At 71.0% G+C, this 25975-nt stretch carries 28 protein-coding genes; 9 read left to right on the forward strand and 19 right to left on the reverse strand.

The genetic code is table 11. From position 1 onward, the window contains the following. Positions 1-13 precede the first annotated feature (13 nt). The 11 genes from nuoK to ACFY0I_RS16275 are packed head-to-tail and all read right to left on the reverse strand — an operon-like array spanning position 14 to position 10695. Positions 14-313, reverse strand: a complete 300-nt coding sequence (gene nuoK / locus ACFY0I_RS16225) for an NADH-quinone oxidoreductase subunit NuoK (protein WP_030653455.1) — start codon at positions 311-313, stop codon at positions 14-16. Beyond that, positions 310-1137, reverse strand: a complete 828-nt coding sequence (locus tag ACFY0I_RS16230) for an NADH-quinone oxidoreductase subunit J (RefSeq protein ID WP_388895452.1) — start codon at positions 1135-1137, stop codon at positions 310-312. Before ACFY0I_RS16230 ends, nuoK begins: the two co-directional genes overlap by 4 nt. Next, on the reverse strand, positions 1134-1721 hold the full coding sequence (nuoI, locus tag ACFY0I_RS16235) for an NADH-quinone oxidoreductase subunit NuoI (protein ID WP_281205118.1): 588 nt from the start codon (positions 1719-1721) through the stop codon (positions 1134-1136). Before nuoI ends, ACFY0I_RS16230 begins: the two co-directional genes overlap by 4 nt. Then, positions 1714-3099 (reverse strand): NADH-quinone oxidoreductase subunit NuoH, encoded by a 1386-nt coding sequence (gene nuoH / locus ACFY0I_RS16240; RefSeq protein WP_388895455.1) that lies wholly within the window; start codon positions 3097-3099, stop codon positions 1714-1716. Before nuoH ends, nuoI begins: the two co-directional genes overlap by 8 nt. Beyond that, positions 3096-5606, reverse strand: coding sequence for an NADH-quinone oxidoreductase subunit G (locus ACFY0I_RS16245; protein ID WP_388895458.1), 2511 nt, complete (start codon positions 5604-5606; stop codon positions 3096-3098). Before ACFY0I_RS16245 ends, nuoH begins: the two co-directional genes overlap by 4 nt. After that, positions 5603-6952, reverse strand: coding sequence for an NADH-quinone oxidoreductase subunit NuoF (nuoF, locus tag ACFY0I_RS16250; RefSeq protein ID WP_388895461.1), 1350 nt, complete (start codon positions 6950-6952; stop codon positions 5603-5605). The genes ACFY0I_RS16245 and nuoF overlap by 4 nt, the downstream gene beginning before the upstream one ends. Next, positions 6952-7719, reverse strand: a complete 768-nt coding sequence (gene nuoE / locus ACFY0I_RS16255; RefSeq protein WP_388895464.1) for an NADH-quinone oxidoreductase subunit NuoE — start codon at positions 7717-7719, stop codon at positions 6952-6954. The genes nuoF and nuoE overlap by 1 nt, the downstream gene beginning before the upstream one ends. Beyond that, on the reverse strand, positions 7716-9038 hold the full coding sequence (locus ACFY0I_RS16260; protein ID WP_388895466.1) for an NADH-quinone oxidoreductase subunit D: 1323 nt from the start codon (positions 9036-9038) through the stop codon (positions 7716-7718). The genes nuoE and ACFY0I_RS16260 overlap by 4 nt, the downstream gene beginning before the upstream one ends. After that, positions 9038-9769 (reverse strand): NADH-quinone oxidoreductase subunit C, encoded by a 732-nt coding sequence (locus tag ACFY0I_RS16265; RefSeq protein WP_388895469.1) that lies wholly within the window; start codon positions 9767-9769, stop codon positions 9038-9040. The genes ACFY0I_RS16260 and ACFY0I_RS16265 overlap by 1 nt, the downstream gene beginning before the upstream one ends. Continuing rightward, positions 9766-10320, reverse strand: coding sequence for an NADH-quinone oxidoreductase subunit B family protein (locus tag ACFY0I_RS16270; RefSeq protein ID WP_266381642.1), 555 nt, complete (start codon positions 10318-10320; stop codon positions 9766-9768). Before ACFY0I_RS16270 ends, ACFY0I_RS16265 begins: the two co-directional genes overlap by 4 nt. Before the next feature lie 15 nt (positions 10321-10335). Then, entirely contained in the window at positions 10336-10695 is a 360-nt protein-coding gene (locus tag ACFY0I_RS16275; protein WP_030773548.1) for an NADH-quinone oxidoreductase subunit A, read from the reverse strand. 850 nt (positions 10696-11545) lie between these two features. Between ACFY0I_RS16275 and ACFY0I_RS16280 the strand changes: the two genes are divergently transcribed. The 3 genes from ACFY0I_RS16280 (at position 11546) to ACFY0I_RS16290 (ending at position 13731) form a co-directional block, all read left to right on the forward strand. Further along, positions 11546-12457, forward strand: coding sequence for a C40 family peptidase (locus ACFY0I_RS16280; protein ID WP_388895473.1), 912 nt, complete (start codon positions 11546-11548; stop codon positions 12455-12457). Between the two features lie 429 nt (positions 12458-12886). After that, positions 12887-13354: a hypothetical protein gene (locus ACFY0I_RS16285; protein WP_388895476.1), complete on the forward strand. Its 468-nt coding sequence runs from the start codon at positions 12887-12889 to the stop codon at positions 13352-13354. Between the two features lie 113 nt (positions 13355-13467). Beyond that, complete coding sequence (locus ACFY0I_RS16290) at positions 13468-13731, forward strand: hypothetical protein (RefSeq protein WP_388895479.1); 264 nt, start codon at positions 13468-13470, stop codon at positions 13729-13731. A 43-nt stretch (positions 13732-13774) separates the two neighbouring features. Here ACFY0I_RS16290 and ACFY0I_RS16295 read toward each other — a convergent pair whose 3' ends face one another. Then, a complete protein-coding gene (locus ACFY0I_RS16295; RefSeq protein ID WP_388895482.1) occupies positions 13775-14062 on the reverse strand; it encodes a hypothetical protein in 288 nt (95 codons plus the stop codon). Further along, positions 14059-14655: an ATP-binding protein gene (locus tag ACFY0I_RS16300; RefSeq protein WP_388895484.1), complete on the reverse strand. Its 597-nt coding sequence runs from the start codon at positions 14653-14655 to the stop codon at positions 14059-14061. The genes ACFY0I_RS16295 and ACFY0I_RS16300 overlap by 4 nt, the downstream gene beginning before the upstream one ends. A 256-nt stretch (positions 14656-14911) precedes the next feature. On the opposite strand from ACFY0I_RS16300, the gene ACFY0I_RS16305 reads away from it, so the two are divergent. The 3 genes from ACFY0I_RS16305 to ACFY0I_RS16315 all read left to right on the forward strand — a co-directional run bounded on the left by ACFY0I_RS16305 (position 14912) and on the right by ACFY0I_RS16315 (position 16737). Then, entirely contained in the window at positions 14912-15763 is an 852-nt protein-coding gene (locus ACFY0I_RS16305; protein ID WP_388895487.1) for a helix-turn-helix domain-containing protein, read from the forward strand. A gap of 12 nt (positions 15764-15775) precedes the next feature. Beyond that, positions 15776-15985, forward strand: coding sequence for a DUF397 domain-containing protein (locus ACFY0I_RS16310; RefSeq protein WP_362881944.1), 210 nt, complete (start codon positions 15776-15778; stop codon positions 15983-15985). Between the two features lie 302 nt (positions 15986-16287). Then, positions 16288-16737, forward strand: a complete 450-nt coding sequence (locus ACFY0I_RS16315) for a hypothetical protein (protein WP_388895490.1) — start codon at positions 16288-16290, stop codon at positions 16735-16737. 103 nt (positions 16738-16840) lie between these two features. Here the strand turns inward: ACFY0I_RS16315 and ACFY0I_RS16320 are convergent, their stop codons facing one another. Next, positions 16841-18124, reverse strand: a complete 1284-nt coding sequence (locus ACFY0I_RS16320; protein WP_362881947.1) for a geranylgeranyl reductase family protein — start codon at positions 18122-18124, stop codon at positions 16841-16843. A 98-nt stretch (positions 18125-18222) separates the two neighbouring features. Here ACFY0I_RS16320 and ACFY0I_RS16325 point away from each other — a divergent pair, with 98 nt between their 5' ends. Beyond that, entirely contained in the window at positions 18223-18753 is a 531-nt protein-coding gene (locus tag ACFY0I_RS16325) for a GNAT family N-acetyltransferase (protein ID WP_388895493.1), read from the forward strand. A 295-nt stretch (positions 18754-19048) separates the two neighbouring features. On the opposite strand, the gene ACFY0I_RS16330 is transcribed toward ACFY0I_RS16325, so the two are convergent. Both ACFY0I_RS16330 and ACFY0I_RS16335 read right to left on the reverse strand, forming a co-directional pair. Beyond that, positions 19049-19945 carry a glutaminase gene (locus ACFY0I_RS16330; protein ID WP_388896214.1) on the reverse strand — a complete coding sequence of 299 codons (897 nt, stop codon included), beginning with the start codon at positions 19943-19945 and terminating at the stop codon, positions 19049-19051. Between the two features lie 39 nt (positions 19946-19984). After that, positions 19985-20677, reverse strand: a complete 693-nt coding sequence (locus ACFY0I_RS16335) for a demethylmenaquinone methyltransferase (protein ID WP_388895496.1) — start codon at positions 20675-20677, stop codon at positions 19985-19987. A gap of 220 nt (positions 20678-20897) precedes the next feature. Between ACFY0I_RS16335 and ACFY0I_RS16340 the strand changes: the two genes are divergently transcribed. Both ACFY0I_RS16340 and ACFY0I_RS16345 read left to right on the forward strand, forming a co-directional pair. Continuing rightward, positions 20898-21818 (forward strand): DUF3152 domain-containing protein, encoded by a 921-nt coding sequence (locus ACFY0I_RS16340; RefSeq protein ID WP_388895499.1) that lies wholly within the window; start codon positions 20898-20900, stop codon positions 21816-21818. A gap of 32 nt (positions 21819-21850) precedes the next feature. Continuing rightward, positions 21851-22228, forward strand: a complete 378-nt coding sequence (locus ACFY0I_RS16345; protein ID WP_388895502.1) for a response regulator transcription factor — start codon at positions 21851-21853, stop codon at positions 22226-22228. On the opposite strand, the gene ACFY0I_RS16350 is transcribed toward ACFY0I_RS16345, so the two are convergent. The 3 genes from ACFY0I_RS16350 to ACFY0I_RS16360 form a co-directional block, all read right to left on the reverse strand. After that, a complete protein-coding gene (locus tag ACFY0I_RS16350) occupies positions 22194-22838 on the reverse strand; it encodes a hypothetical protein (RefSeq protein WP_388895505.1) in 645 nt (214 codons plus the stop codon). The two genes, ACFY0I_RS16345 and ACFY0I_RS16350, sit on opposite strands and share 35 nt — an antisense overlap. A gap of 19 nt (positions 22839-22857) precedes the next feature. Continuing rightward, a complete protein-coding gene (gene mqnC, locus ACFY0I_RS16355; RefSeq protein WP_388895509.1) occupies positions 22858-24057 on the reverse strand; it encodes a cyclic dehypoxanthinyl futalosine synthase in 1200 nt (399 codons plus the stop codon). 106 nt (positions 24058-24163) lie between these two features. Then, entirely contained in the window at positions 24164-25939 is a 1776-nt protein-coding gene (locus ACFY0I_RS16360; protein ID WP_388896217.1) for a serine/threonine-protein kinase, read from the reverse strand. Positions 25940-25975 lie beyond the last annotated feature (36 nt).

Consider the following 25975-nt stretch of genomic DNA (forward strand, 5'->3'; position numbering starts at 1 on the left):
GTGTGAACGCCCCTTACAGCTTCATCAGGCTGGCGTCGTCGACCGAGGCCGAGTGGCGGGTACGGAACAACGACACGATGATCGCGAGGCCCACCACGACCTCCGCGGCGGCGACGACCATCGTGAAGAAGGCGATGATCTGGCCGTCGAGGTTGCCGTGCATCCGGGAGAAGGCCACGAACGCGAGGTTGCAGGCGTTGAGCATCAGCTCGACGCACATGAACAGCACGATCGCGTTCTTCCGGATGAGGACCCCGGTCGCCCCGATGGTGAACAGCAGGGCGGCCAGGTACAGGTAGTTGACCGGATTCACTTCGATGCCTCCTCACGGCCGAGGCGGTCCGCCGACGCCTGCTCCAGCGCCTTCAGGTCGTTCAGCGCCTCGCTGGACACGTCGCGGATCTGGCCGCGGGCCCGGAGCGTCTTGTTGACGGTCAGCTCGGACGGGGTGCCGTCCGGCAGCAGACCGGCCACGTCCACGGCGTTGTGCCGGGCGTAGACACCGGGCGCCGGCAGCGGCGGGAGCTGCACTCCGTCGCGCACGCGCTTCTCGGCGAGCTCGCGCTGCGTGGCGGCCCGCTCGGTGCGCTCGCGGTGGGTGAGCACCATCGCGCCGACGGTCGCGGTGATCAGCAGGGCGCCGGTGAGCTCGAAGGCGAAGACGTACTTGGTGAAGATCAGCGTGGCCAGGCCCTCGACGTGGCCGCCGGAGTTGATCCGGCCGAGCCCGTTGAAGTGGCTGAGTCCGGCCTGGCCGATGCCGGCGATCAGCAGGATGCCGAAGCCGAGTCCGCACAGGGCGGCGAGCCAGCGCTGACCCTTGATGGTCTCCTTCAGGGAGTCGGCGGCGGTGACGCCGACGAGCATGACCACGAAGAGGAACAGCATCATGATGGCGCCGGTGTAGACGATGACCTGGACGACGCCCAGGAAGTACGCCCCGTTGGCGAGGTAGAAGACCGCGAGGATGATCATCGTCCCGGCGAGGCTGAGCGCGCTGTGCACGGCCTTCTTCATGAGGATCGTGGCGAGCGCGCCGATGACGGCGACGGTGCCGAGGATCCAGAACTGGACCGCCTCACCCGTGGAGGTCAGCGAGCCGGCGGCGAGGTTCGCCGCGTCCAGGGCGGCGCTCATGCCTCCACCCCCTCGGCGGGTTCGGCGACCTCGCCCTTGGAGACGGCCGTCTGCCGGACCGTGCCCGGGGCGGCCCCCGTCACCAGCCCCCGGTAGTAGTCCTGCTCGTCGGTCCCGGGGAACACCGAGTGCGGGGCCTCGACCATGTTCTCGGTCAGGCCGGCGAGGAGCTGTTCCTTGGTGTAGATCAGCGACTCACGGCTGGAGTCCGCCAGTTCGAACTCGTTCGTCATGGTCAGCGCCCGGGTCGGGCACGCCTCGACGCACAGCCCGCACAGGATGCAGCGGGCGTAGTTGATCTGGTAGACGCGGCCGTACCGCTCGCCCGGGGAGTAGCGCTCCTCCTCGGAGTTGTCCGCGCCCTCCACGTAGATGGCGTCGGCGGGACAGGCCCAGGCGCACAGCTCGCACCCGATGCACTTCTCCAGACCGTCGGGGTGGCGGTTGAGCTGGTGCCGTCCGTGGAAGCGTGGAGCGGTGGTCTTCTGCTGCTCCGGGTACTGCTCGGTGAGGCGCTTCTTGAACATGGCCTTGAAGGTCACGCCGAAGCCGGCCACCGGGTTCTGCCACTTCTCGTCAGACATTTCCCGCACCCTCCTCTCGGTCGCTGTCGGTGGTCGTCGCGCCGCTGACGATCAGCTCCCGCTCGCTGCGGGACCGTCGGCGCGGTACGGGTGCCAGGTGCTGGCCAGGCTTGGGCGGTACGGGGAACCCGCCCGCCAGCGGGTCGAACGGCTCGGCCGCGGCGTCCTCGTCGGCCTGCGCGACGGCGGCCTTCTCGCGTTTGTCCCGGAACATGTCGGCGACGAAGGACAGCAGCAGGATCGCGACGACGGCCCCGCCGACGTACAGGACGATCTCGCTGAAGTCGTAGGCCTCGTTGCGCAGCGCCCGGACGGTCGCGACCAGCATCAGCCAGACCACGGAGACCGGGATGAGGACCTTCCAGCCGAGCTTCATCAGCTGGTCGTAACGGACGCGGGGCAGCGTGCCGCGCAGCCAGATGAAGAAGAACAGCAGCAGCTGCACCTTGAGGACGAACCAGAGCATCGGCCACCAGCCGTGGTTCGCGGCCTCCCAGTACGTGGAGATCGGCGCCGGGGCCCGCCAGCCGCCCAGGAACAGGGTGACGGAGACCGCGGAGACGGTGACCATGTTGACGTACTCGGCCAGCATGAACAGCGCGAACTTGATCGACGAGTACTCGGTGTTGAAGCCGCCGACCAGGTCGCCCTCGGACTCCGGCATGTCGAAGGGGGCGCGGTTCGTCTCGCCGACCATCGTGATGACGTAGATGATGAACGACACCGGCAGCAGGATGATGAACCAGCGGTCGGCCTGCGCCTCCACGATCGCCGAGGTCGACATCGACCCGGAGTAGAGGAACACCGACGCGAAGGCCGCGCCCATCGCGATCTCGTAGGAGATCATCTGCGCGCAGGACCGCAGTCCGCCGAGCAGCGGGTAGGTGGAGCCCGAGGACCAGCCGGCGAGGACGATGCCGTAGATGCCGACCGAGGCCACCGCGAGGATGTACAGCATCGCGATGGGCAGGTCAGTCAGCTGCATCGTGGTGCGCTGGCCGAAGATCGAGACCTCGTTGCCCGCCGGGCCGAAGGGGATCACCGCGATGGCCATGAAGGCCGGGATCGCCGCGATGATCGGGGCCAGGACGTACACCACCTTGTCGGCCCGCTTGACGATGACGTCTTCCTTCAGCATCAGCTTGATGCCGTCGGCGAGCGACTGGAGCATGCCCCAGGGTCCGTGCCGGTTGGGGCCGATGCGCAACTGCATCCAGGCGACGACCTTGCGTTCCCACACGATGGAGAACAGCACGGTCACCATCAGGAAGGCGAAGCAGAACACCGCCTTGATGACGACGAGCCACCAGACGTCCCTGCCGAACAGCGACAGGTCCTCCGCGGCCAGCTGTACGAGGTCACCGGGTACCGCGTTCACGCGCCCACCTCCGCAGTGGTGTCACCGGCGGCGGCGGTCGGGACCGCCGGTCCGATGCGTACGAGGGTGCCGGGGCGGGCTCCGGTGTCGGAGTACACGCCGGAACCGGTGGAGTTCAGCGGCAGCCACACCACCCGGTCGGGCATTTCGGTGATCCGCAGCGGGAGTTCCACCGAGCCGGCCGGGCCGGTCACCGCGAGGACGTCGCCGTCCTTGACGCCGGTCTCGGCGGCGGTGGCGGCCGACAGTCGCGCCGGCGCCTCGTGCCGGGTTCCGGCGAGGGCCTCGTCGCCCTCCTGGAGCCGGCCGAGGTCCAGCAGCAGCCGGTGGCCGGCGAGGACCGCCTCCCCGGCGGCGGGCCGCGGCAGCTGCACCCGGTCCGTGGACTGCTCGGCGGCGAGCTCGCCCTCCCAGGGGCCGAGCCGCTCCAGCTCCCGGCGTACGGCGTGCACGTCGGGCAGGGCGATCGGCCGGTCCGCCGCGTCGGCCAGCATGTGCAGCACGCGGGCGTCGGCGGGGGCGAGCCGGCGGGTCATCTGGTCGGGCTTGAGGGCGGCCTCGAAGGGCCGCACCCGGCCTTCCCAGTTGATGAACGCACCGGCCTTCTCGGCGACCGCGGCGACGGGCAGCACCACGTCGGCGTGGTCGGTGACCTCGCCGGGCCGCAGTTCCAGGGAGACGACGAAGGCCTCCTGGAGGGCGATCCGCGCGCGGGCCGGGTCCGGCAGGTCGGCGACCTCGACGCCCCCGACGAGCAGCGCGGACAGTTCGCCGGTCGCGGCGCCCTCCACGATCTGACCGGTGTCGCGGCCGTGGCGGTGCGGGAGTTCGTCCAGCCCCCAGGCGGTCGCGACCTCGTCGCGGGCCCTCGGGTCGGTGGCGGGGCGGCCCCCGGGCAGCAGCGACGGCAGGGCGCCCGCCTCGACGGCGGCCCGTTCCCCGGCCCGGCGCGGGATCCACACCAGGCGGGCGCCGGTCGCGTCGGCCGCCCGTACGGCGGCGGTCAGCGCGCCGGGCACGCCCGCGAGGCGCTCCCCGACGACGATGACCGCGCCGGGCCGGCGCAGCGCCTCGGCGGCGACGGCCCCGCCGGCCTCCAGGCCGGTGCCGGTGGCGAGGGCGTCCAGCCACTCGGGTTCGGTGCCGGGGGCGGCGGCCAGCAGGATGCCGCCCGCCTTGGCCAGGCCGCGGCTGGCGAACGGGGCCAGCGCGAAGGTCTGCTGCTTGTGCTTGCGGTGGGCCTTGCGCAGCCGCAGGAAGACGCCGGGGGCCTCCTCCTCGGCCTCGATGCCGGCGAGCAGCACCGTCGGCGCGGCCTCCAGCGAGGTGTGGGTGACGCCGGTGCCGTCGAGGTCCTTGCCGGTGCCGGCGACGGAGGCGGCCAGGAAGTCGGCCTCCTCGGCGCTGTGCACGCGGGCCCGGAAGTCGATGTCGTTGGTGTCGAGGACGACCCGGGCGAACTTGGCGTAGGCGTAGGCGTCCTCGACGGTGAGCCGGCCGCCGGTCAGCACGCCGGTCCGACCGCGGGCGGCGGCCAGGCCGTTCGCCGCGGCCTCCAGTGCCTCGGGCCAGCTCGCCGGGGCGAGGACGCCGTCGGCGCCGCGCACCAGCGGGGTGGTGAGCCGGTCCGGGCGCTGCGCGTAGCGGAACCCGAAGCGGCCCTTGTCGCAGACCCACTCCTCGTTGACCTCGGGGTCCTCGGCGGCGAGGCGCCGCAGGACCTTGCCGCGCCGGTGGTCGGTGCGGGTCGCGCAGCCGCCCGCGCAGTGCTCGCACACGCTCGGGGAGGAGACGAGGTCGAAGGGGCGGGAACGGAACCGGTAGGCGGCCGAGGTCAGCGCGCCGACGGGGCAGATCTGGATGGTGTTGCCGGAGAAGTACGACTGGAAGGGGTCGTCCTCGCCGGTGCCGACCTGCTGGAGCGCGCCGCGTTCGAGCAGCTCGATCATCGGGTCGCCGGCGATCTCGTTGGAGAAGCGGGTGCAGCGCGCGCACAGCACGCACCGCTCGCGGTCCAGGAGCACCTGCGTGGAGATCGGGACGGGCTTCTCGTAGGTCCGCTTGTGGCCCTCGAAGCGGGATTCGGAGTTGCCGTGCGACATCGCCTGGTTCTGCAGGGGGCATTCGCCGCCCTTGTCGCAGACGGGGCAGTCCAGCGGGTGGTTGATGAGCAGCAGCTCCATCACCCCGCGCTGGGCCTTGTCGGCGACCGGCGAGGTCAGCTGCGTCTTGACGACCATGCCGTCGGTGCAGGTGATGGTGCAGGAGGCCATCGGCTTGCGCTGGCCCTCCACCTCGACGATGCACTGGCGGCAGGCGCCGGCCGGGGAGAGGAGCGGGTGGTCGCAGAACCGGGGGATCTCGATGCCGAGCTGTTCGGCGGCCCGGATGACGAGGGTCCCCTTGGGCACCGACAGCTCGAGGCCGTCGATGGTCAGGGAGACCGTGTCCTCGGGGGCCTTGTGCACCTCGCCGCCACCGGCGGGGGCGTTTGTGGTGACGGTCACGCGTTCACCTCCGTGTCAGCCCAGAGGGTCGACTTCCTGGGGTCGAAGGGGCAGCCCTTGCCCGTGATGTGCTGCTCGTACTCCTCACGGAAGTACTTGAGCGAGGAGAAGATCGGGCTGGCGGCGCCGTCGCCGAGCGCGCAGAACGACTTGCCGTTGATGTTGTCGGCGATGTCGTTCAGCTTGTCGAGGTCGGACATGACGCCCTTGCCGGCCTCGATGTCGCGCAGCAACTGGACGAGCCAGTACGTGCCCTCCCGGCAGGGGGTGCACTTGCCGCAGGACTCGTGGGCGTAGAACTCGGTCCAGCGGGTGACGGCGCGCACGACGCAGGTCGTCTCGTCGAAGCACTGGAGGGCCTTGGTGCCGAGCATCGAACCGGCCGCGCCGACGCCCTCGTAGTCCAGGGGGACGTCGAGGTGTTCGTCGGTGAACATCGGGGTGGAGGAGCCGCCCGGGGTCCAGAACTTCAGCCGGTGCCCGGGGCGCATCCCGCCGCTCATGTCGAGGAGCTGGCGCAGGGTGATGCCGAGCGGGGCCTCGTACTGGCCGGGGCCGCTGACGTGCCCGGACAGCGAGTACAGGGTGAAGCCGGGGGACTTCTCGGTCCCCATCGACTTGAACCAGTCCTTGCCCTTGTTCAGGATCGCGGGAACCGAGGCGATGGACTCGACGTTGTTCACGACGGTGGGGCAGGCGTAGAGCCCCTCGACGGCAGGGAACGGGGGGCGCAGCCGGGGCTGGCCGCGCCGGCCTTCGAGGGAGTCGAGCAGCGCCGTCTCCTCGCCGCAGATGTAGGCGCCCGCGCCCGCGTGCACCGTGATGTCGAGGTCGAGCCCGCTCCCGAGGACGTCCTTGCCGAGGTATCCGGCCTCGTACGCCTCGCGCACGGCCTCGTGCAGGCGTCGCAGGACCGGCACGGTCTCACCGCGCAGGTAGATGAAGGCGTGCTGCGAGCGGATCGCGTAGCAGGCGATGATCATTCCCTCGATGAGGGAGTGCGGGTTGGCGAAGAGGAGCGGGATGTCCTTGCAGGTGCCCGGCTCCGACTCGTCCGCGTTCACCACGAGGTAGTGCGGCTTGCCGTCGCCCTGCGGGATGAACTGCCACTTCATGCCGGTGGGGAAGCCCGCGCCGCCGCGTCCGCGCAGGCCCGAGTCCTTCACGTAGGCGATGAGGTCGTCGGGGGTCATGGCGAGGGCCTTGCGCAGTCCCTCGTAGCCCTCGTGGCGCCGGTAGGTCTCCAGCGTCCACGACTGCGGATCGTCCCAGAACGCCGACAGGACGGGGGCGAGGAGCTTCTCCGGGCTCGTCCCGTTCTTGCTCAGTTCGGTGGACACGGACATCACTCCCCTCCCTCGGTGCCGGTGTCGCCGCGGGTCTCGCCCCGCGGGTGCACGATCGAGGCGTGCGGGGTCTCGCCGCGTGCGATCCGCAGGCCGATCAGTGAAGCGGGGCCCGCTCCGCCGCTCGCCTCGACCGCGCCCTCGCGCTCGTCGGGGAACCCGGCCAGGATCCGGGCCGTCTCCTTGTACGTGCACAGCGGCGCGCCCCGGGTCGGTTCGACCGGCCGCCCGGCGCGCAGGTCGTCGACCATGGCCTTGGCGGAGTCGGGGGTCTGGTTGTCGAAGAACTCCCAGTTGACCATCACCACGGGGGCGTAGTCGCAGGCCGCGTTGCACTCGATGTGCTCCAGCGTGACCTTCCCGTCGGGGGTGGTCCCGTTGTTGCCGACGCCGAGGTGCTCCTTGAGCTCGTCGAAGATGGCGTCGCCGCCCATGACGGCGCACAGGGTGTTCGTACAGACGCCGACCTGGTAGTCCCCGGAGGGGCCGCGCCGGTACATCGTGTAGAAGGTGGAGACCGCGGTGACCTCGGCGGTGGTCAGGCCCAGCACCTCGGCGCAGAAGCGGATGCCGGTGCGGGAGACGTACCCCTCCTCGGACTGCGTGAGGTGCAGCAGGGGCAGCAGCGCGGAGCGGCTGTCGGGGTAGCGGGCGATGACCTCCTTCGCGTCCGCTTCGAGCCGGGCGCGCACGTCGGCCGGGAAGTCGGGGGCGGGGAGCTGGGGCATCCCCAGCTGGATGCCTTGCGTTTCACGACGGGCTGTCATCGGTCGACGCCTCCCATCACGGGGTCGATGGAGGCGACGGCGACGATGACGTCGGCGACCTGGCCGCCCTCGCACATCGCTGCCATGGCCTGCAGGTTGGTGAAGGACGGGTCGCGGAAGTGGACCCGGTAGGGGCGCGTGCCGCCGTCGGAGACGACGTGGACGCCGAGCTCGCCCTTGGGGGATTCGACGGCCGCGTAGGCCTGTCCGGCGGGGACGCGGAAGCCCTCGGTCACCAGCTTGAAGTGGTGGATGAGGGCCTCCATGGAGGTGCCCATGATGTTCTTGATGTGGTCGAGCGAGTTGCCGAGGCCGTCGGGGCCCATCGCGAGCTGGGCGGGCCAGGCGATCTTCTTGTCGGCGACCATGACCGGGCCGGGCTCCAGGCGGTCCAGGCACTGCTCGACGATCCGCAGCGACTGGCGCATCTCCTCCAGGCGGATCAGGAACCGCCCGTAGGAGTCGCAGCTCTCGGTGGTCGGCACGTCGAACTCGTAGTTCTCGTAGCCGCAGTACGGATCGGACCGGCGCAGGTCGTGCGGCAGTCCGGCCGAGCGCAGCACGGGGCCGGTGGCGCCGAGCGCCATGCAGCCGGTGAGGTCGAGGTAGCCGACGTCCTGCATGCGGGCCTTGAAGATGGGGTTGCCGGTGGCGAGCTTGTCGTATTCCGGCAGGTTCTTCTTCATGGTCTTCACGAAGTCGCGCAGCTGGTCGACGGCGCCCGGGGGCAGGTCCTGGGCGAGGCCGCCGGGGCGGACGAACGCGTGGTTCATGCGCAGGCCGGTGATCAGCTCGAAGACGTCGAGGATCAGCTCGCGGTCCCGGAACCCGTAGATCATGATCGTGGTCGCGCCCAGCTCCATGCCGCCGGTGGCGATGCACACCAGGTGGGAGGAGAGCCGGTTGAGCTCCATGAGCAGGACCCGGATGACGGTCGCGCGGTCGGGGATCTGCTCGGTGATCCCGAGCAGCTTCTCGACGCCGAGGCAGTAGGCCGTCTCGTTGAAGAACGGCGTCAGGTAGTCCATGCGCGTCACGAAGGTGGTGCCCTGCGTCCAGTTCCGGAATTCGAGGTTCTTCTCGATGCCGGTGTGGAGGTAGCCGATGCCGCAGCGGGCCTCGGTGACGGTCTCGCCGTCGATCTCCAGGATCAGGCGGAGCACGCCGTGGGTGGACGGGTGCTGGGGACCCATGTTGACGACGATCCGCTCGTCGTCCGCGCGGGCCGCCGACTGGACGACCTCGTCCCAGTCGCCGCCCGTGACGGTGTAGACGGTGCCTTCCGTGGTCTCCCGGGAGGAGGCGTGGTTCGTGGACATCAGCTGTACGACCTCCGCTGGTCGGGAGCCGGGATCTGGGCGCCCTTGTACTCGATGGCGATGCCGCCGAGCGGGTAGTCCTTGCGCTGGGGGAAGCCCTGCCAGTCGTCCGGCATCATGATCCGGGTGAGGGCCGGGTGGCCGTCGAAGACCAGCCCGAAGAAGTCGTACGCCTCGCGCTCGTGCCAGTCGTTCGTCGGGTAGACCGAGACGATCGAGGGGACGTGCGGGTCGGCGTCCGGGGCGGACACCTCCAGTCGCAGGATCCGGCCGTGGGTGAGCGAGCGCAGGTGGTAGACGGCGTGCAGTTCACGGCCCTTGTCGCCGGGGAAGTGCACTCCGCTGACACCGGTGCAGAGCTCGAAGCGCAGGGCCGGGTCGTCACGCAGGGTGGAGGCCACCCGCAGCAGGTGCTCGCGCGCGATGTGGAGCGTCAGCTCCGCCCGGTCGACGACGACCTTCTCGATCACGTTGGCGGGCACCAGGTCCTGCTCCTCCAGGGCGCCTTCGAGCTCGTCGACGACCTCGTCGAAGTACGAGCCGTAGGGGCGGGCGCTCTCGCCGGGCAGGGCGACGGTGCGGACCAGGCCGCCGTAGCCGCTGGTGTCGCCGCCGTTCGCGGCGCCGAACATGCCCTTGCGGACGCCGATCACCTCGGGGCCCGCAGAGGTCTCCCGGCCGCGCGGAGCAGGGACGTTATTGCCGTTCTCGACGGCGGGGTCGTCGCTCACCGAAGGAGCCCCTTCATCTCGATGGTGGGGAGGGCCTTGAGGGCCGCCTCCTCCGCCTCGCGCGCCGCCTCTTCCCGGTTCACGCCGAGCTTGCCGCCCTGGATCTTCTGGTGGAGCTTGAGGATCGCGTCCAGCAGCATCTCGGGGCGGGGCGGGCAGCCGGGGAGGTAGATGTCCACCGGAACGATGTGGTCGACGCCCTGGACGATCGCGTAGTTGTTGAACATTCCGCCCGAAGAGGCGCAAACGCCCATGGAGATGACCCACTTGGGAGCGGGCATCTGGTCGTACACCTGCCGCAGCACCGGCGCCATCTTCTGGCTGACCCGCCCGGCCACGATCATCAGGTCCGCCTGCCGCGGGGAGCCGCGGAAGACCTCCATGCCGAAGCGGGCCAGGTCGTAGCGGCCCGCTCCGGTGGTCATCATCTCGATCGCGCAGCACGCGAGGCCGAAGGTGGCCGGGAAGACGGATGACTTGCGCACCCAGCCCGCGGCCTGTTCGACGGTGGTCAGCAGGAAGCCGCTCGGCAGCTTCTCTTCCAGTCCCATGGAGTATTCAGCCCCTCAGTCCCATTCCAGGCCGCCGCGGCGCCAGACGTAGGCGTAGGCGACGAAGACGGTGAGCACGAAGAGCAACATCTCGACGAGCCCGAAGATCCCCAGGGCGTCGAAGGTGACGGCCCAGGGGTAGAGGAAGACAACTTCGATGTCGAAGACGATGAAGAGCATCGCCGTCAGGTAGTACTTGATGGGGAAGCGACCGCCGCCGGCGGGCATCGGGGTGGGTTCGATGCCGCACTCATAAGCTTCGAGCTTTGCCCGGTTGTACCGTTTTGGGCCGATCAGCGTGGCCATGACCACGGAGAAGATCGCAAACCCTGCGCCGAGGGCGCCGAGCACGAGGATGGGCGCGTACGCATTCACGCTCCTCGCTCCTTCCAGTCGTCCTTGACCGTTGGACCGCTGCCGGCGCCGCGTGTCCCGCCTCGCGAAGATCGCCCCGGAGATGGGGCGGGAGCATGTGAGGCAGTTCACAAGCCGGACTGCTGCGCATCTTATGCCTGCCGGTCTGTGATCTGCGACACGGGTAACAACACCGAGTTTGTGATCTCCACCACCTGACGAACGATCATGAAGCCCGCTGAGTGGTGATCTTCGTACGCAAGGCATCCACATGATCACCAAAGGTGACATTGGAGCCCGTCACCGCAGGTGGGGCGGGGGTTGCTCTATCAAATGGTGGCCCCTGCAAGCAAATTGGCGGGGGCGCGGGGAGGGTGGTAAAGGAACCGGCGTCGCTCGACCGGGGGAAGCCGGGGGGACGGGAGTGGACGACGGGGGAGCGCGAACCCGAACGAGGGGGATGAGGGGGACGCGCGTGGGTAGCGGAGAGGGTCGGTGGCCGGAAGTCGACGGCGGGATGAAAGGGGAGCGGATGCTGTGCATCCGTTCACTAACCGCACAGCACGCTCACAGTCGGATCACGGTCCGGCCACAGCGCCCGTGAAGCCTGAGGTTACTGTGACCTGTGTCACACGGAATCCGGGCCGCCGAAAGAGGGCTTGGCCATCTGTGCACGTCGATGGTAGGCCCGGGATAAATTCGGACCAATCACTGAAACCCCATGATCACAGGCTTGTGAAGGGGTGTCCGATACGCCCGTTACGGCGTCAATAAGGCCCGCGACGCGCCCGGTTAACGGCCTCCGCGCGCAACTGTGGCGCAGACCACGTTTCTTGAAGCGAGTGCCCACCCCCTGATAGCGGTTGTTCTCATGTCCCACACCGCTCACATACCCAGCCACCGGAAGCCGCGCCGCAGCGCCTCGAAGCTCGCGGTCCGCGCCGGAGTTGCCGGTGGCGTTCTCAGCACTCTGGCCATGGCCGGGACCGCGAGCGCGACCCCGTCCGCGGACCCCGTGGCCGAGACGACGATGGAAATGCCCGTCCTCGACCTGAACCTCGGCGCCGAGGTGTCCTCCGCGGTCACCACGGCCGCCGAGACCACCCGCGTCGCGGCCGTCGAAGCCGCCGTGGAAGGCGAGCTGAACGCCCAGGAGGAGACCGCCCGTACGGGCGCCGCCGCCGAGGCGAAGCAGGCCAAGGAGACCGCCCAGCAGGCCGCCGAGAAGAAGGCGAAGGAGGAGGCGGACCGCAAGGCCGACGCCGAGCGCGCCACCCGCGACTCCGAGCGCAACTCCCTCCAGACGGCCTCGGGCTCCAACACCTCCGCCGACGAGGGCACCACCACCCCCTCCAAGAGCACCGGCTCGACCAAGGGTTCGGGCAGCGGCTCGGGCCAGGGCACGGGCACCGTCACGGCGCCCGTCAAGGGCTCCGCGTCCGCCATCCTCAACTTCGCCCGCGCGCAGCTCGGCAAGGCGTACGTCATGGGCGGCACCGGCCCGTCCTCGTTCGACTGCTCCGGCCTCGTCCAGGCCGCCTACAAGCAGGCCGGCATCTCCCTGCCGCGCACCTCCCAGGCGCAGTCCACCGCCGGCCGCTCGGTGTCCCTGAGCGCCCTGCAGCCGGGCGACATCGTCTACTGGGGCTCCAAGGGCAGCGCGTACCACGTCGCCGTGTACTCCGGTGGCGGCAAGTTCATCGGTGCGCAGAACCCCAACACCGGGATCGTCGAGCGCCCCATGAACTACGACATGCCCACGGGCGCCGTCCGCATCCTCTGACCGGACCGCTCGTCACGAAGGGCCGGTACTCCCCCGCTCGGGGGTGGAGTACCGGCCCTTCGTCATGCCCGGGAGAAATGTGGGGCCCATTCCGGGGGGCGGCGGCGGAGATGCCCGCGGCCGTGGAATTCCCGTTCCCGGCGCCGGGCGAATACCGCCGCTTTCACGCCACTGTCGCCGAATTCCCACGGACGCTTTCACCGGCCGTTCCGCCGAACGGCTTTACCGACGCCTTCACCGCGGACTTCACTCACGTTTTCACTGACGCACCCTCAACATTGTTGTACGAGAAGCTACTTGTTGGGCCGATGAGCCGCTGCCTAGGGTCGAATCCGGTGGTCGCACGCATGTTCATCATGGGGTTGCGCGACCGCCTCCACCCACCCGTACGCCCGCCGTACATTCCTCCCGAGGGAAGCGTCTCCAGCCATGCGCAAACACCTGCCCGTCGTGGTCCTCGCCCTTTCTCTCGCACTCAGCGCCTGTTCCGGGGAAAAGGACCCCTCGGCGAGCGCCAGTCCGCCGCCGAGTGCGGCCGAGGTCGCCTACTACGACTGCCTGAAGGACAACGGCGTTCCGGTCGTACTGCTCGACAACGGAACGCCCCGCGTCGACAAGGACAAGCCGCACGAAACACTCCCCGCCGCCGAGGCGGCCTGCCGGTCGAAGCTTCCTGCACCGGTCTCCGCCCCGCCCGCCGCCCCGGAAGTCCTGGCCGCGGCCCGCGAGGAGTCCCAGTGCGTCCGCGCGGAGGGCATCTCCTGGTACCCGGACCCGGACCCGGTGACCGGCGCCACCGACGAGCGGTCCGCGCCCGCGGAGCAGACCGACGAAGCCCGCAAGAAGTACCTCGAAGCAACCCGTAAGTGCCGCGAGGCGAACAAAACGACCCGGTGACCTCCGGGGGTTCCTCGAACCGGCGGCCGGCGACCGCCGGGACCCTGCGAAGATGGAAGGCGGTACGCCCCGGCCCGCGCGGGCCGGTCCGACCCCCAGGAGGTGGTGGTGCCGTGCACACCGAGCCGTACGAGACCCACGGCGCCGACGACCCCGGCGCCGCACCGGCCGCCACCGGACTCGCCCTCCTGGCGGCGGGCGGTTGGCTGCTGACCACCGCCCGTCCCTGGAACAAGCCGGGCCACCCGTTCGCCCTGGGCCTCGAATGGACCGCCTCGGCGGCCCTCCTCCTGACCGGGCTCCTGCTCCTGGCCCACGGCATACGCGCGGTGCACGGCACCCCGCCCCCACCGACGAACCCCGGCACGGAAGCCTGAGGCCCCGAGCCCGACGGTGCGCCGGCTCCGGTCGGCCCCCTCCTCAGTCGGGTTCCGGCAGGTGGCACCCCTCCCCCGTCGTCATCCCGGTGCCCCGGGGCGGCTGTTCGAGCCACGCCTGCCAACGGCGGTACTCGGCCGGTTCCGGCTCGGCCCGGAAGGCCACGCGTACGGCCACGCCGGAGCAGTGGCAGGTGTAGGCCGACGGGGACGTCCTGGCGCGCGGCCGGGAGGGCATCGACATCCGGATCGCGATCAGCGCGAGCACGGCGAGCCCCAGCGACAGGGCGTTCATGCCCCAGAAGGCACGATCGGCGGCGTCGAGGTTCATCCCACCCCCTCCGGCCCTTCGGCCGGTCCTCCGACGAACGCTTCGGCCGACCTTTCGACGGACGCTTCGGCCAACTCTTCGGCCGACCCTCCGGCCGACCCTTCGCCGGACGCCTCGACGGCCCCCTCAGCCGACCCTTCGACCGACCCCTCGGCGAGGCTGAACCAGACGACCTTGTCGCGCCCGTGCCCCGGCATCACGTCCCACCGCTCGGCGAACGCCGCGATCAAGTGGAGCCCCCGCCCGCTCTCCCGGCCGGCCGGGGCCGGGCGCAGCTCGCCGGGCAGCGGGAGCCTCGTGTCGACGGCGTCGTCCCGCACGAACACGAAAACCCGCCCGTCGGTCACCACGACCTCGACCGCGAGCACGGCGGAACGCGTGTGAAGGTGCGCGTTCGTCACGGCCTCCGAGGTACAGAGCCGCGCCGCCTCGGCCAGCCGGCGCCGCCCGAGCGTCTCCAGCAGGCAGGCCACCCACTCCCGGGCGAGCCCCACCGTCCGCGCCTCGTTGGGCCCACTGAACCGGTACCGCCGGGACGGCAAGGCCGCCCGGTCCGGAGATAAGGCGCTCGAACGCGCCTGGACGTCACTCATGATCACTCCCTGTCTCCCAACGCGATTGAACACAGCGTCGACCGGAGCGCGTGGCGATGGCCGCTCGCCGATTGACTGCACGTCAAAGCAGGAGCCAGCGGCTGCACTTCGCACTCAGCTGCCGCAGACGCGACGCTGTGGAGAACCGTAGCGTGCCGGCATCACACTTGATGCGGTTTCTACTCACAATTGCTACGACGTGGACCAGTCGAAACCGACGGGCGACACTGGAACCCAACACGGGAGAAGGATGCTGATGCCCAACCGCAAAGCCCCAACCGCGCGGCAGCAGCGGCTCGGTGCAGAGCTGCGCAAGATGCGGGAACACGCCGGACTGACGCCCGCGCACGCGGTACAGCTCGTGGGTTCCGACCGAACGGCGATCTCCAACATCGAGTCCGGCCGATCCGGCGTCAGCGGCGAGCGGGTACGGACGTGGGCCGGCCACTACGGCTGTTCCGACACCGCGTACATCGACGCCCTCGCGGACATGGCCGAGGAGCGCGGTCAGGGTTGGTGGGACGACTACGCGGGCGTCCTGTCGCCCGGCGCCCTGGATCTGGCCGAACTGGAGGCCCGTTCGAGCGCACTGCGCGCCGTACAGATCATGCACATGCCCGGCTTGCTCCAGACCGAGGAGTACGCCCGCGCCGTGTTCGAGCAGGCAGTGCCCACACTCAGCCCCACCAACCTCCGCCGGCAGCTCTCGTACCGCTTGAAGCGTCGAGACGTTCTCGACAGCCCCAACGCGCCGATGTGCACGTTCCTGATTCACGAGGCCGCACTGCGGCTGGAGTTCGGCGGCGCGAAAGTGGCCAGGGCGCAGCTCGATCGGTTGCTGGAGGAGTCACAGCGGGACAACGTGAGGGTGCGAGTCATTCCGTTCGAGGCAGGCGGTTTCCCCAATGCGGGGTCGTCGACCCTGTACGCGTCGGGGCCCGTCCCCCAGCTCGACACGGTGCAGACCGATACCGCACACGGACCTGCGTTCCTCGACGCCGAGACGCGCCTCGACAACTACCGAGCGATCCTTGACCGGACCGAGCAGCGCTCTCTCGATCCCGACCGGTCAAGGGACTTTATTCATAAAAGAGCACAACAAGTATGAAGGCGTAGGACTGTGGACATTCAGTGGGAGAAGTCTCTTTACAGCACGGACGCGGAAGGCAGCAACTGCCTGGAGGTCGCCGAAGGAGAGGGCGACGACGAGATTCTGCTGCGGGAGAGTGACGACCCCGCGGCGATCATCCGAACGACTCGCGCGAAACTGCAAGCGTTCCTCGACGGTGCTCGCGCCGGGCAGTTCGACAAGTACGGCACCGGCGCCTGATCAGACCGATCCGCAGCGGCCCTCGCATCAGCGGGGGTCGCTTCACTTTCCCTCAGCACCTCACGTATTGGCATATGCCGAATCACTCGTTAGGCGTCAAACAGTTGATGCGCTGTCGACGCACACGTTAGCTTCAACGAGCGAGGCGGGGATGCCGGGCGACTTGAGACGCTCTGGCCCACGCTGCGCGAACTCCCCTCAGTCCTACGCCTTTTGTGGGGAGTCGGCCGCTCTCGCGCCCTGCCGCTCGTCACGGCATCGCGAGGGAGCGGCCGCCCACGGAGCGGCAGGAAGGGGCACCCGTGCTCGTCCAACTCCCGGCACCTACGCACGAGCCCAGCAGTGCGCACCAGCACGTCGGCCACAACCCCACCGTCCAGCCCGGCATCGCGATCGAGCGCGTCCGCTACGACCCCGACGGCGGGCCGGTCGAGGTTCGCGCCCCCGTACAGGTCGTCGCGAACCCCCTGGCCGCAGTCCGGGCGATCCGTGTCGACATCCGCGACTCGGACGTCCTCACCATGACGCGCGACGAAAGAATCCGCGCACTCAAACACGTCGACGCCGGCGGCCGGCTGCAAGCCGTCGCCGCCCTGTACCGCGGCGAGGCAACCGGCTTCACGATCACCCTGCGGGACGGAACCTGCGCCGAGTGGCGGCTGAGACCCGTCCGACACATCCCAATCACCCCCGCGCGTTCCGCGGACCGCGATCCCCCCTGTGTCCGGCGCACGGGCAAGGCCTGCCCGTAGGAACGCTTCACCGACCGGGCACACCACCCTCGGGTGACCGTCCCGGTGGTCCTGCGGCCCGAGGTCTCGGGCCGCAGGACCACCGCGGGGCGGTACGCGGGGGTCAGGCCTTCGGGGCGACCTTGCTCAGACCGTTGATGATGCGGTCCATCGCGTCGCCGCCCGTCGGGTCGGTCAGGTTGGCCAGCATCTTCAGCGTGAACTTCATCAGTACGGGGTGGGTCAGGCCGCGCTGCGTGGCCAGTTTCATCACCTTCGGGTTGCCGATCAGCTTCACGAAGGCGCGGCCCAGCGTGTAGTAGCCGCCGTACGTCTCCTTCAGCACCTTCGGGTAGCTGTGCAGCGTCAGTTCGCGCAGCGACGGCGTGGCACGGGAGTGGGCCTGGACGATGACGTCGGCCGCGATCTGCCCGGACTCCATCGCGTAGGCGATGCCCTCGCCGTTGAACGGGTTGACGAGGCCGCCCGCGTCACCGACCAGCAGCAGGCCCTTGGTGTAGTGCGGCTGCCGGTTGAACGCCATGGGCAGGGCCGCGCCGCGGATCGGCTGCGTCATGTTCTCCGGGGTGTAGCCCCAGTCCTCCGGCATGGACGCGCACCACGCCTTGAGGACCTCGCGCCAGTCCAGCTCCTTGAACGCGGAGGAGGAGTTCAGGATGCCGAGGCCGACGTTGGACGTACCGTCGCCCATGCCGAAGATCCAGCCGTAGCCGGGCAGCAGCCGGTCCTGCGGACCGCGCCGGTCCCACAGCTCCAGCCAGGACTCCAGGTAGTCGTCGTCGTGCCGGGGAGAGGTGAAGTACGTACGGACCGCCACGCCCATCGGGCGGTCCTCGCGCCGGTGCAGACCCATCGCGAGGGAGAGCCGCGAGGAGTTGCCGTCGGCGGCGACGACCAGCGGCGCGTGGAAGGTGACCGGGGTCTTCTCCTCGCCCAGCTTCGCCTGCACGCCCGTGATGTGCCCGGTGCGCGGGTCGCGGACGGGCTCGCCGACGTTGCAGCGCTCGTACAGGCGGGCGCCGGCCTTCTGCGCCTGGCGGGCCAGGGTCTCGTCGAAGTCGTCGCGCTTGCGGACGAGTCCGTAGTCCGGGTAGGAGGCGAGTTCCGGCCAGTCCAGCTGGAGGCGCTGCCCGCCGCCGATGATCCGCAGGCCCTTGTTGCGGAGCCAGCCCGCCTCTTCCGAGATGTCGATGCCCATCGACACCAGCTGCTTGGTGGCCCGCGGGGTCAGACCGTCGCCGCAGACCTTCTCGCGCGGGAACGCCGTCTTCTCCAGCAGCAGGACGTCCAGTCCCGCCTTGGCGAGGTAGTAGGCGGTGGTGGAGCCGGCCGGACCGGCGCCGACGACGATCACATCCGCGGAGTGTTCGGAGAGGGGCTCGGTCACTGCGGGGTCTCCCGAAGGCTCGATATAGGGTGCCAGGCGGCACCGGACAAGTGCAGTCTAAGCAGCGAGAGAGATCACGATCCGAAGGGCTGCCCCCTATGACCACCTCGCCGACCCGGCCCCTGCCCGACGTACGCCTGCGCGTACCCACCCACGAGGACGCCCACGCCTGGCACGGGGTCTTCGACGACCCGGACGTGATGGAGTTCCTCGGCGGGCCCGCCGAGCTGTCCTCGTACGTCGAAATCACCGCGCGGCAGCGAATGCACGACGCGCAACTCGGTCACTGCCTGTGGACGTTGCTGGACGCGGACGGCGAGGTCATCGGCTTCACCGGGGCGCAGCCGTGGCCGGCGGACAAGGCGTGGGGTCCGGTCGGCGAGATCGAGATCGGTTGGCGGCTCGGGCGCTCCGCGTGGGGGCGGGGGTACGCGTACGCGGCCGCGCTGGCCGCGTTGGAGCGGGTGCGGGAGGCGGGGGTGCCGCGGGTGGTGGCCATGATCGACGACGCGAACGCGCGGTCGATCGCGGTCGCGGAGCGGCTGGGGATGACGCTTGCGGAGCGGTTCCTGTTGCCGAGCGGTACGCGGTACGGGCGGCGCTACGAGTTGGTCTTCGACGCCGGGTGAGGGCGTTGACGTTTCCGTCCCGACGGTGAGGGGTTCCGGGGCGGGTGGTGTCCGGGTGTGCCGCTGCGCGGGGCCGTTCCCCGACCCGCCCTTTCTCCGTTTCCCGGGCTCCGCCCGGACCCGAGGGCCCGGGGGCTCCGCCCCCGAACCCCTTCCGGGGCTCCGCCCCGTACCCCGCGCCTCAAACGCCGGCGGGGCTGGGTGAGGTCGAAGCCCGTACCCCGCGCCTCGAACGCCGGCGGGGCTGGGTGGGGGCGAAGCCCGAACCTCGCGTCTCAAACGCCGGAGGGGCGCGTCAGAAAACGGACAGGCCCGTCAGGGTCGTGAAGCGGTCCAGGGCGGCCACGCCCGCCACCGAGTTGCCCTGGGCGTCCAGGCCCGGGCTCCAGGCCGCGAGGGTGCACAGGCCCGGGACGACCGCGACGATGCCGCCGCCGACGCCGCTCTTGCCCGGCAGGCCGACCCGGTAGGCGAACTCGCCCGCCGCGTCGTACGTCCCGCAGGTCAGCATCACCGCGTTGATCTGCTTCGCCTCGCTGCGCGTCAGCAGCCGCGAGCCGTCCGCGCGCAGCCCGTGCCGGGCCAGGAAGCGGCCGGCCAGGGCGAGGTCGGCGCAGCTCATCTCGATGGAGCACTGCCAGAAGTAGTGGTCCAGCAGCGCCGGCACCGGGTTGTCGATGTTCCCGTACGAGGCCATGAAGTGGGCGACGGCCGCGTTGCGGTCGCCGTGTTCCTGCTCGGACGCCGCCACCTCCGCGTCGAAGCCGAGGCCCGGGTTGCCGCTCTCCTGGCGCAGGAACTCCAGCAGTTCGCTGCTCGCGTCGCCGGTCAGGCTCTGCAGCCGGTCGGTGACGACGAGCGCGCCCGCGTTGATGAACGGGTTGCGCGGGATGCCGCTCTCGTACTCCAGCTGGACGAGGGAGTTGAACGGGTTGCCGGACGGCTCCCGCCCGACCCGCTCCCACAGGCTGTCGCCGCCCTCGGCCAGCGCCAGCGCCAGCGAGAACACCTTGGTGATCGACTGGGCGGAGAACGGGGTCCGCCAGTCGCCGACCCCGAAGACGTTGCCGTCGAGGTCGGCGAGCGCCATGCCGAAGCTGCGGGGTTCCACCGTCGCGAGCGCCGGAATGTACTCGGCGGGCGTGCCGCTGCCGACGAGCGGGGCGACGTCCGCGGCGACCTGCTCCAGCAGCGCCGCCCAGTCGTAGGAACCGGTCTCCACCACGGTCTGCTACGCCTTGGTGCCGCGGTGCAGCGCGACGATGCCGCCCGTCAGGTTGCGCCAGGCGACCTGGCCCCAGCCGGCCTTCTGCAGCAGCGCGGCCAGCGCCGGCTGGTCCGGCCACTCCCGGACGGACTCGGCGAGGTACACGTAGGCGTCCGGGTTCGACGACACGACGCGGGCCACCGGCGGCAGCGCGCGCATCAGGTACTCCATGTAGACGGTCCGGAAGGGCGCCCACGTCGGCTGCGAGAACTCGCAGATCACGACCTGGCCGCCGGGCTTCGTCACCCGGTACAGCTCGCGCAGCGCGGCGTCCGTGTCCTGGACGTTGCGCAGCCCGAAGGAGATCGTCACGGAGTCGAAGACGTCGTCCTTGAACGGCAGCTTCGTCGCGTCGCCCGCGGTCAGCGGCAGCCAGGCGTGCTTCTTCTTGCCCTCACGGAGCATGCCGAGGGAGAAGTCGCAGGGGACGACGTAGGCACCGGTCGCGGCGAAGGGCAGCGAGGACGTGGCGGTGCCGGCGGCCAGGTCGAGGACCTTCTGTCCGGGACGGGCGGCGACCGCCTTCGCGACCTCCTTGCGCCAGAGCCGGGCCTGGCCGAGGGAGATGACGTCGTTGGTGAGGTCGTAGTTCGCCGCCACACCGTCGAACATGGAGGCGACTTCGTGCGGCTGCTTGTCCAGGGAAGCCCTTGTCACTGGCGTTGGCCCCTCGCTGTGCGGATCGACAGATACGCAGCCATCCTCTCAGGCCGCCCGCCGCGCCCCCGCCCGCGCCCCCGACCCGGCCCGGGACTGGCCCCGAGGACAGTTGTGGTGCGGCGTGCGGGTGGGTTGACTGGGCGCGGGCTCCCACGGCACCGACGGTCCGGCAGGGCACGGGCACACTGGGTGTCCTCTCCTAGCAAAGGGCTCACGCATGCCGGCAGGCCGCTCGACCGGTCGTCCCCGAGGTGGTCCGCGCGCGCTGCGCCGGGCCGAACGCCGCAGACGGCTGCGCCGTACGATCCTCGGCACGACGGCGCTGATCGCGCTCACGGTGACCGCGTACACCTTCTCCCCCGGCAACCCCGAGGTCGCCACCGTCGCCGACGGACGGGGGGCCGGGCCCGCCCGGAGCGCCCCGGCGGACGCCGGCGCCGTCGCCCCCACGGCCGCCTCCCCCGCGCCCCGACAGAGCCGTCGCGCGACGGCGGAGCCGTCCAAGGGCCACTCCGCTTCCCCCTCGAACTCGACGCCCGCCTCCCCGAAGGCGTCCGTGAGCCCGTCCGCGCCCGCGTCGGGTCCGGGGGTGTTCACCGCCTCCACCGTCACGGGTCAGCCCCAGGGCAAGGGGGCCGTACGGAGCTGGCGGGTGGAGGTCGAACAGGGCAGCGGCGTCGACGCGAACGCCGCCGCCCGCGCCGTCGAGACGGTCCTCGGAGATCCGCGCGGCTGGATCCGCGACCCGGCGTACGGTTTCCGGCTGGCCGGACCCGGTCAGCCGGTGGACTTCACCGTGAAGATCGCCACCCCGTCGACCACCGACCGGCTGTGCGAGGTGGTCACGCCCGAGCTGGTCGGCGAGACGAACTGCCGGGCCGGGCACACCGTCGTGGTCAACCTCAAGCGCTGGCAGGAGGGGTCGCCGCAGTTCAGCGGCACGGTGGAGGAGTACCGGGCCCTGATCGTCAACCACGAGGTGGGCCACGAACTCGGCCGGGAGCACGAGACCTGCCCGGGGGCCGGCCGGCCGGCGCCCGCGATGATGCAGCAGATCAAGGGGCTGCTCGGCTGTACGGCCAACGCGTGGCCGTTCGACGCCGCGGGAACCTACCTGGCCGGTCCGCGCGTCCCCTGACACAGGAGTGTCCGGGGTGAGGAGCGGGAACCGTGCGCGTCGTCAGCTTCAGCGTCCCCGCCTGGTTCCCGTCGTACGAGGCCGGGCCGCCCCGGGTGCGGCTGACGGACCAGGAGTCGGCGGTGTTCCTGTTACTGGCGACGGGCGCCTCGAACGCGGAACTCGCCGCCGAACTCCGGCTGTCGGTCAGCACCGTGAAGTTCCACGTGGGCAACATACGGGCCAAGCTCGGTGGCGTCAGCCGCCTCCAGGCCTGCCTGCTGGCCGCCCTCGCGCGCGAGGGTCGACGGCTCCAGGAGCCCCGGCGGCCGGGCGACGTCCCGACCGGCGACGTTCCGACCGGCGGCGACGTTCCGACCGGCGACGGCGTCCCGGTCAGCGACGCCGGTGCAGCAGACGGCCACCGATGACGGTGGCCACGCAGGAGCCCGCGCCACGTGCCCGCAACTCCGCCGGGGACGCCACCGCGAACACCGCGAACCGGGCCGGGGCGCCGACCGCGAGCACCCCGTGGAAGGCCTCCTCGGCGCTCTCCCGCCCGGCGAACGGGTCCAGCGCCGGCCGCCCCTCGTAGGGAACCGGCGGCACCACGGCGAGGCCCGAGCGGACCACCGCGGTGCGCACCGAGCCGACGGTGAACCGCCCGGCGACCGCCACCACCCCGCGCGCGAGCAGCTTCTGCGTGCCGCGCCGGGCGCTGTTGCCCCAGCGGGCCTCGGTCATCCTCAGGGCGTCGAGGGCGTCCCGCCCGCTGATCGGGTCCGCGCCGAGCTCGGTGATCTCGTACGGGTCGTCCGGGTAGTACGTCCGCTCCAGCAGCTCGTCCGCGCCGCGCGCCAGCAGTCCCGGCGTCAGCACGCCGGGCCAGCGGCGCACCCGGGCGTGCGGGGCGTCCGCGACGAGCTCCTCGTAGGGGCCCGCTCGGACGATCCGCTCGCCGTCGACGAGGACGGCGCCGCCCTCCAGCGGCGTCGATCCCGGTCCGGCGACGAGGAGTTCGGCGGTGTGCAGCGTCAGCATCGGGCGTCGGTCCCCGCCGTCAGTTCGAGGAGATGAGCTTCAGCTCGGGGTGCGCGGTGCCGCCCTCGATGGCGATGGAGGAGATGTGCGAGGCGACGCGGTCGTCGACGGGGTCGTTCGCCGGGTCGTCGTGCACGAGGAGGTGCTCGTACGTCGTCGCGCGCTGCGCCGGCGTGCGGCCCGCCTTGCGGATCAGGTCGATGATCTCCTGCCGGTTCGAGCGGTGCTTGGCACCGGCCGAGGAGACGACGTTCTCCTCCAGCATGATCGAACCGAGGTCGTCGGCGCCGTAGTGCAGGGAGAGCTGCCCCGCCTCCTTGCCGACGGTGAGCCAGGAGCCCTGGATGTGGGCGACGTTGTCGAGGAACAGCCGCGCGATGGCGATCATGCGCAGGTACTCGAAGACGGTCGCCTGGGTACGGCCCTTGAGGTGGTTGTTCTCGGGCTGGTACGTGTACGGGATGAACGCGCGGAAGCCGCCGGTGCGGTCCTGCGTGTCCCGGATCATCGCGATGTGCTCGATGCGTTCGGCGTTGGTCTCGCCGGTGCCCATCAGCATCGTGGAGGTGGACTCCACGCCCAGCCGGTGGGCGATCTCCATGATCTCCAACCAGCGCTCGCCGGACTCCTTGAGCGGGGCGATCGCCTTGCGGGGGCGGGCGGGCAGCAGTTCCGCGCCGGCTCCCGCGAAGGAGTCCAGGCCGGCGGCGTGGATCCGCTGGATGGCCTCCTGCGCCGAGACGCCCGAGATCCGGGCCATGTGCTCGACCTCGGACGCGCCGAGGGAGTGGATGACCAGCTGCGGGAATTCCTTCTTGATGGCCCCGAAGTGGTGCTCGTAGTACTCGACGCCGTAGTCCGGGTGGTGCCCGCCCTGGAACATGATCTGGGTGCCGCCGAGCTCCACGGTCTCCGCGCAACGGCGCAGGATGTCGTCGAGGTCCCGGGACCAGCCCTTCTTCTTGTCCTTCGGCGCCGCGTAGAAGGCGCAGAACTTGCACGCCGTGACGCACACGTTGGTGTAGTTGATGTTGCGCTCGATGATGTACGTCGCGATGTGCTCCGTACCGGCGTAGCGCAGCCGGCGTGCGGCGTCGGCGGCCTGGCCGAGCGCGTGCAGCGGGGCGTGCCGGTAGAGGTCGAGGGCCTCTTCCCGGGTGATCCGGCCCCCTGCGGCGGCACGGTCGAGGACAGACTGGAGAGCGGCCTGGTCGGTCACCGGTGCGTCACCTTTCGGCGGTGTGTCAAGGGTCCGGACCGATCCAGCGTACGCCAGGGCCGGTGCGCGGCATTCAGGGGCCGGGGCCGGCGACGGCACGGGCCGGTCAGGGGCTGCGCGTGAGGTCGCCCTCCGGGTTGCCGGCGGGCCGGTCGCCCGACGCGTAGTGCAGCGTCCCGTTCGCGTTGAGGGTGAAGCGTTCGTCGGCCGAGCCGTTGGAGCAGATGCCGGGGGCCGGGTTCGGGCCGCCCGAGGTGTCCAGGACGAGCGAGCGGTCGGTCGCCGACTTCAGCGTCCAGTCGCCGCTGCAGTCGGTGCCGAGGAGCTCGATGACCGACTTGTCCCGGGCGACGACCTCGCCCACCTTGCCGCCCTTGATGGTGATCTCGAACTCGCTCGGAACGCCCATGCGGGCGGTCGTGACCGTCCCCTTCCAGGTCCCGGTCAGCTCCTTCGGGACGTCGCCCCGCGTCCCCTTCGGCGCGGCCGAACCGCCCCCGGACGGACCGGCCGAGGGCGTCGTCGCCGGCGGGGACGCCCCCGGATCGGTGTCCGCCGGCGCGGACTCCGAGGGGCGGGGACCGCTGCTCGCGGCGTCCCGGCCCTCGCCGCCGCCGGGGAACAACCCCATCCCGTACAGCCCGCCGGACACCGCCGCCAAGGCGGCCGCCGCCGCGAGGACGACGGTGCAGCTGAAGCGCCGCCCGGCCGCGGTCACCGTGACCCGGCGCCCGTCGGGAGCCGGCCGCGGCGGCGGCGCCGCGCCGCCGGCCGTCCCCGTCGGGGCGGCGTGCGGTGCGCCGCCCGCGCCGAAGGACCCGTACGGGCCCGCCTGGGCGGAGTACGGAGAACCGCCAGTGCCTCCGGGGCCGGGGAGCCCGCCCCCGTACGAGGGGTCCGGCGCTCCGAAGCCGACGGCCGGCCCGGAGGCCGCCGACGTCCACGGCACCGGCCCCGACGCGGCCTCCTGCCCGCCCCCGCCGGCGCCCGCCGGGTCGGCGTCCAGGTCCAGCAGGGCGACGGCCGCCCGGCTCGCCTCCTCCACCAACGGCGCCGGCAACCACCCCGGGGCGCCCGACGCGCCACCCAGGGCGACCACGAGTTCCTCGGGCGCGGGCCGCTCGGACGCCGCCTTGGCCAGGCAGGACTCGATCAGCGTGCGCAGCTCGCCGGCCGGGATCCCGTCGAGCTCCGGCGGCTCGTGCACCACCTTGTAGAGGAGCGTCGCCGAGTTGTCACCGCTGAAGGGCGGCCGGCCGGTCGCCGCGAACGCCAGCACCGCGCCCAGCGAGAACACGTCCGCCGCCGCCGTGATGCCCTTGCCGAGGATCTGCTCCGGCGACATGTAGCCCGGGGAGCCGACGGACACCCCGGTGGAGGTCAGCGAGGCCGTGCCGTCCGTGGCCCGGGCGATCCCGAAGTCGATCAACCGGGGACCGTCGAGGGTCAGCATCACGTTCGACGGCTTCACGTCCCGGTGGACAAGGCCCAACGCGTGCACCGCGACCAGGGCCCGCGCCAACCCCGCGCCGACGGCCCGCACCGCCGACCCGGGCAACGGCCCGTGCCCCGCGACCGCCCGGTCCAGGGAGGGGCCCGCCACGTAACCCGTCGCCACCCACGGCACGACCGCGTCGGGGTCGGCGTCCAGCACCGGCGCCGTCCACTCCCCGCCGACCCGGCGCGCGGCCTCCACCTCACGGCGGAACCGGGCCCGGAACTCCTCGTCCGAGGCGAAGTGCGGGTGCACGATCTTCACGGCCACGGTCCGGCCGCCCGCGCTGCGCCCCAGATAGACGCGGCCCATGCCGCCCGCACCGAGCCGGCCGAGCAGCCGGTACGCCCCGATCGTCCGCGGTTCACCGGCTTCGAGCGGCTGCATCGCTTCCCCGTCCCCCGCGCTGTGTGCGGTCACCCG

The organism is Streptomyces sp. NPDC001568 (assembly GCF_042893755.1).
GTDB lineage: Bacteria > Actinomycetota > Actinomycetes > Streptomycetales > Streptomycetaceae > Streptomyces.

Excerpts from the sequence above, each read along its gene's own strand:
- ACFY0I_RS16350 (WP_388895505.1), bottom strand. The coding sequence starts at position 22,838 with ATGCTGACGCTGCACACCGCCGAACTCCTCGTCGCCGGACCGGGATCG.
- ACFY0I_RS16260 (WP_388895466.1), bottom strand. The coding sequence starts at position 9,038 with ATGTCCACGAACCACGCCTCCTCCCGGGAGACCACGGAAGGCACCGTC.
- ACFY0I_RS16300 (WP_388895484.1), bottom strand. The coding sequence starts at position 14,655 with ATGAGTGACGTCCAGGCGCGTTCGAGCGCCTTATCTCCGGACCGGGCG.
- nuoI (WP_281205118.1), bottom strand. The coding sequence starts at position 1,721 with ATGTCTGACGAGAAGTGGCAGAACCCGGTGGCCGGCTTCGGCGTGACC.
- ACFY0I_RS16230 (WP_388895452.1), bottom strand. The coding sequence starts at position 1,137 with ATGAGCGCCGCCCTGGACGCGGCGAACCTCGCCGCCGGCTCGCTGACC.
- ACFY0I_RS16295 (WP_388895482.1), bottom strand. The coding sequence starts at position 14,062 with ATGAACCTCGACGCCGCCGATCGTGCCTTCTGGGGCATGAACGCCCTG.
- ACFY0I_RS16360 (WP_388896217.1), bottom strand. The coding sequence starts at position 25,939 with ATGCAGCCGCTCGAAGCCGGTGAACCGCGGACGATCGGGGCGTACCGG.
- ACFY0I_RS16325 (WP_388895493.1), top strand. The coding sequence starts at position 18,223 with ATGACCACCTCGCCGACCCGGCCCCTGCCCGACGTACGCCTGCGCGTA.
- ACFY0I_RS16280 (WP_388895473.1), top strand. The coding sequence starts at position 11,546 with ATGTCCCACACCGCTCACATACCCAGCCACCGGAAGCCGCGCCGCAGC.
- nuoE (WP_388895464.1), bottom strand. The coding sequence starts at position 7,719 with ATGACAGCCCGTCGTGAAACGCAAGGCATCCAGCTGGGGATGCCCCAG.
- ACFY0I_RS16340 (WP_388895499.1), top strand. The coding sequence starts at position 20,898 with ATGCCGGCAGGCCGCTCGACCGGTCGTCCCCGAGGTGGTCCGCGCGCG.
- ACFY0I_RS16305 (WP_388895487.1), top strand. The coding sequence starts at position 14,912 with ATGCCCAACCGCAAAGCCCCAACCGCGCGGCAGCAGCGGCTCGGTGCA.
- ACFY0I_RS16270 (WP_266381642.1), bottom strand. The coding sequence starts at position 10,320 with ATGGGACTGGAAGAGAAGCTGCCGAGCGGCTTCCTGCTGACCACCGTC.
- nuoF (WP_388895461.1), bottom strand. The coding sequence starts at position 6,952 with ATGTCCGTGTCCACCGAACTGAGCAAGAACGGGACGAGCCCGGAGAAG.
- ACFY0I_RS16285 (WP_388895476.1), top strand. The coding sequence starts at position 12,887 with ATGCGCAAACACCTGCCCGTCGTGGTCCTCGCCCTTTCTCTCGCACTC.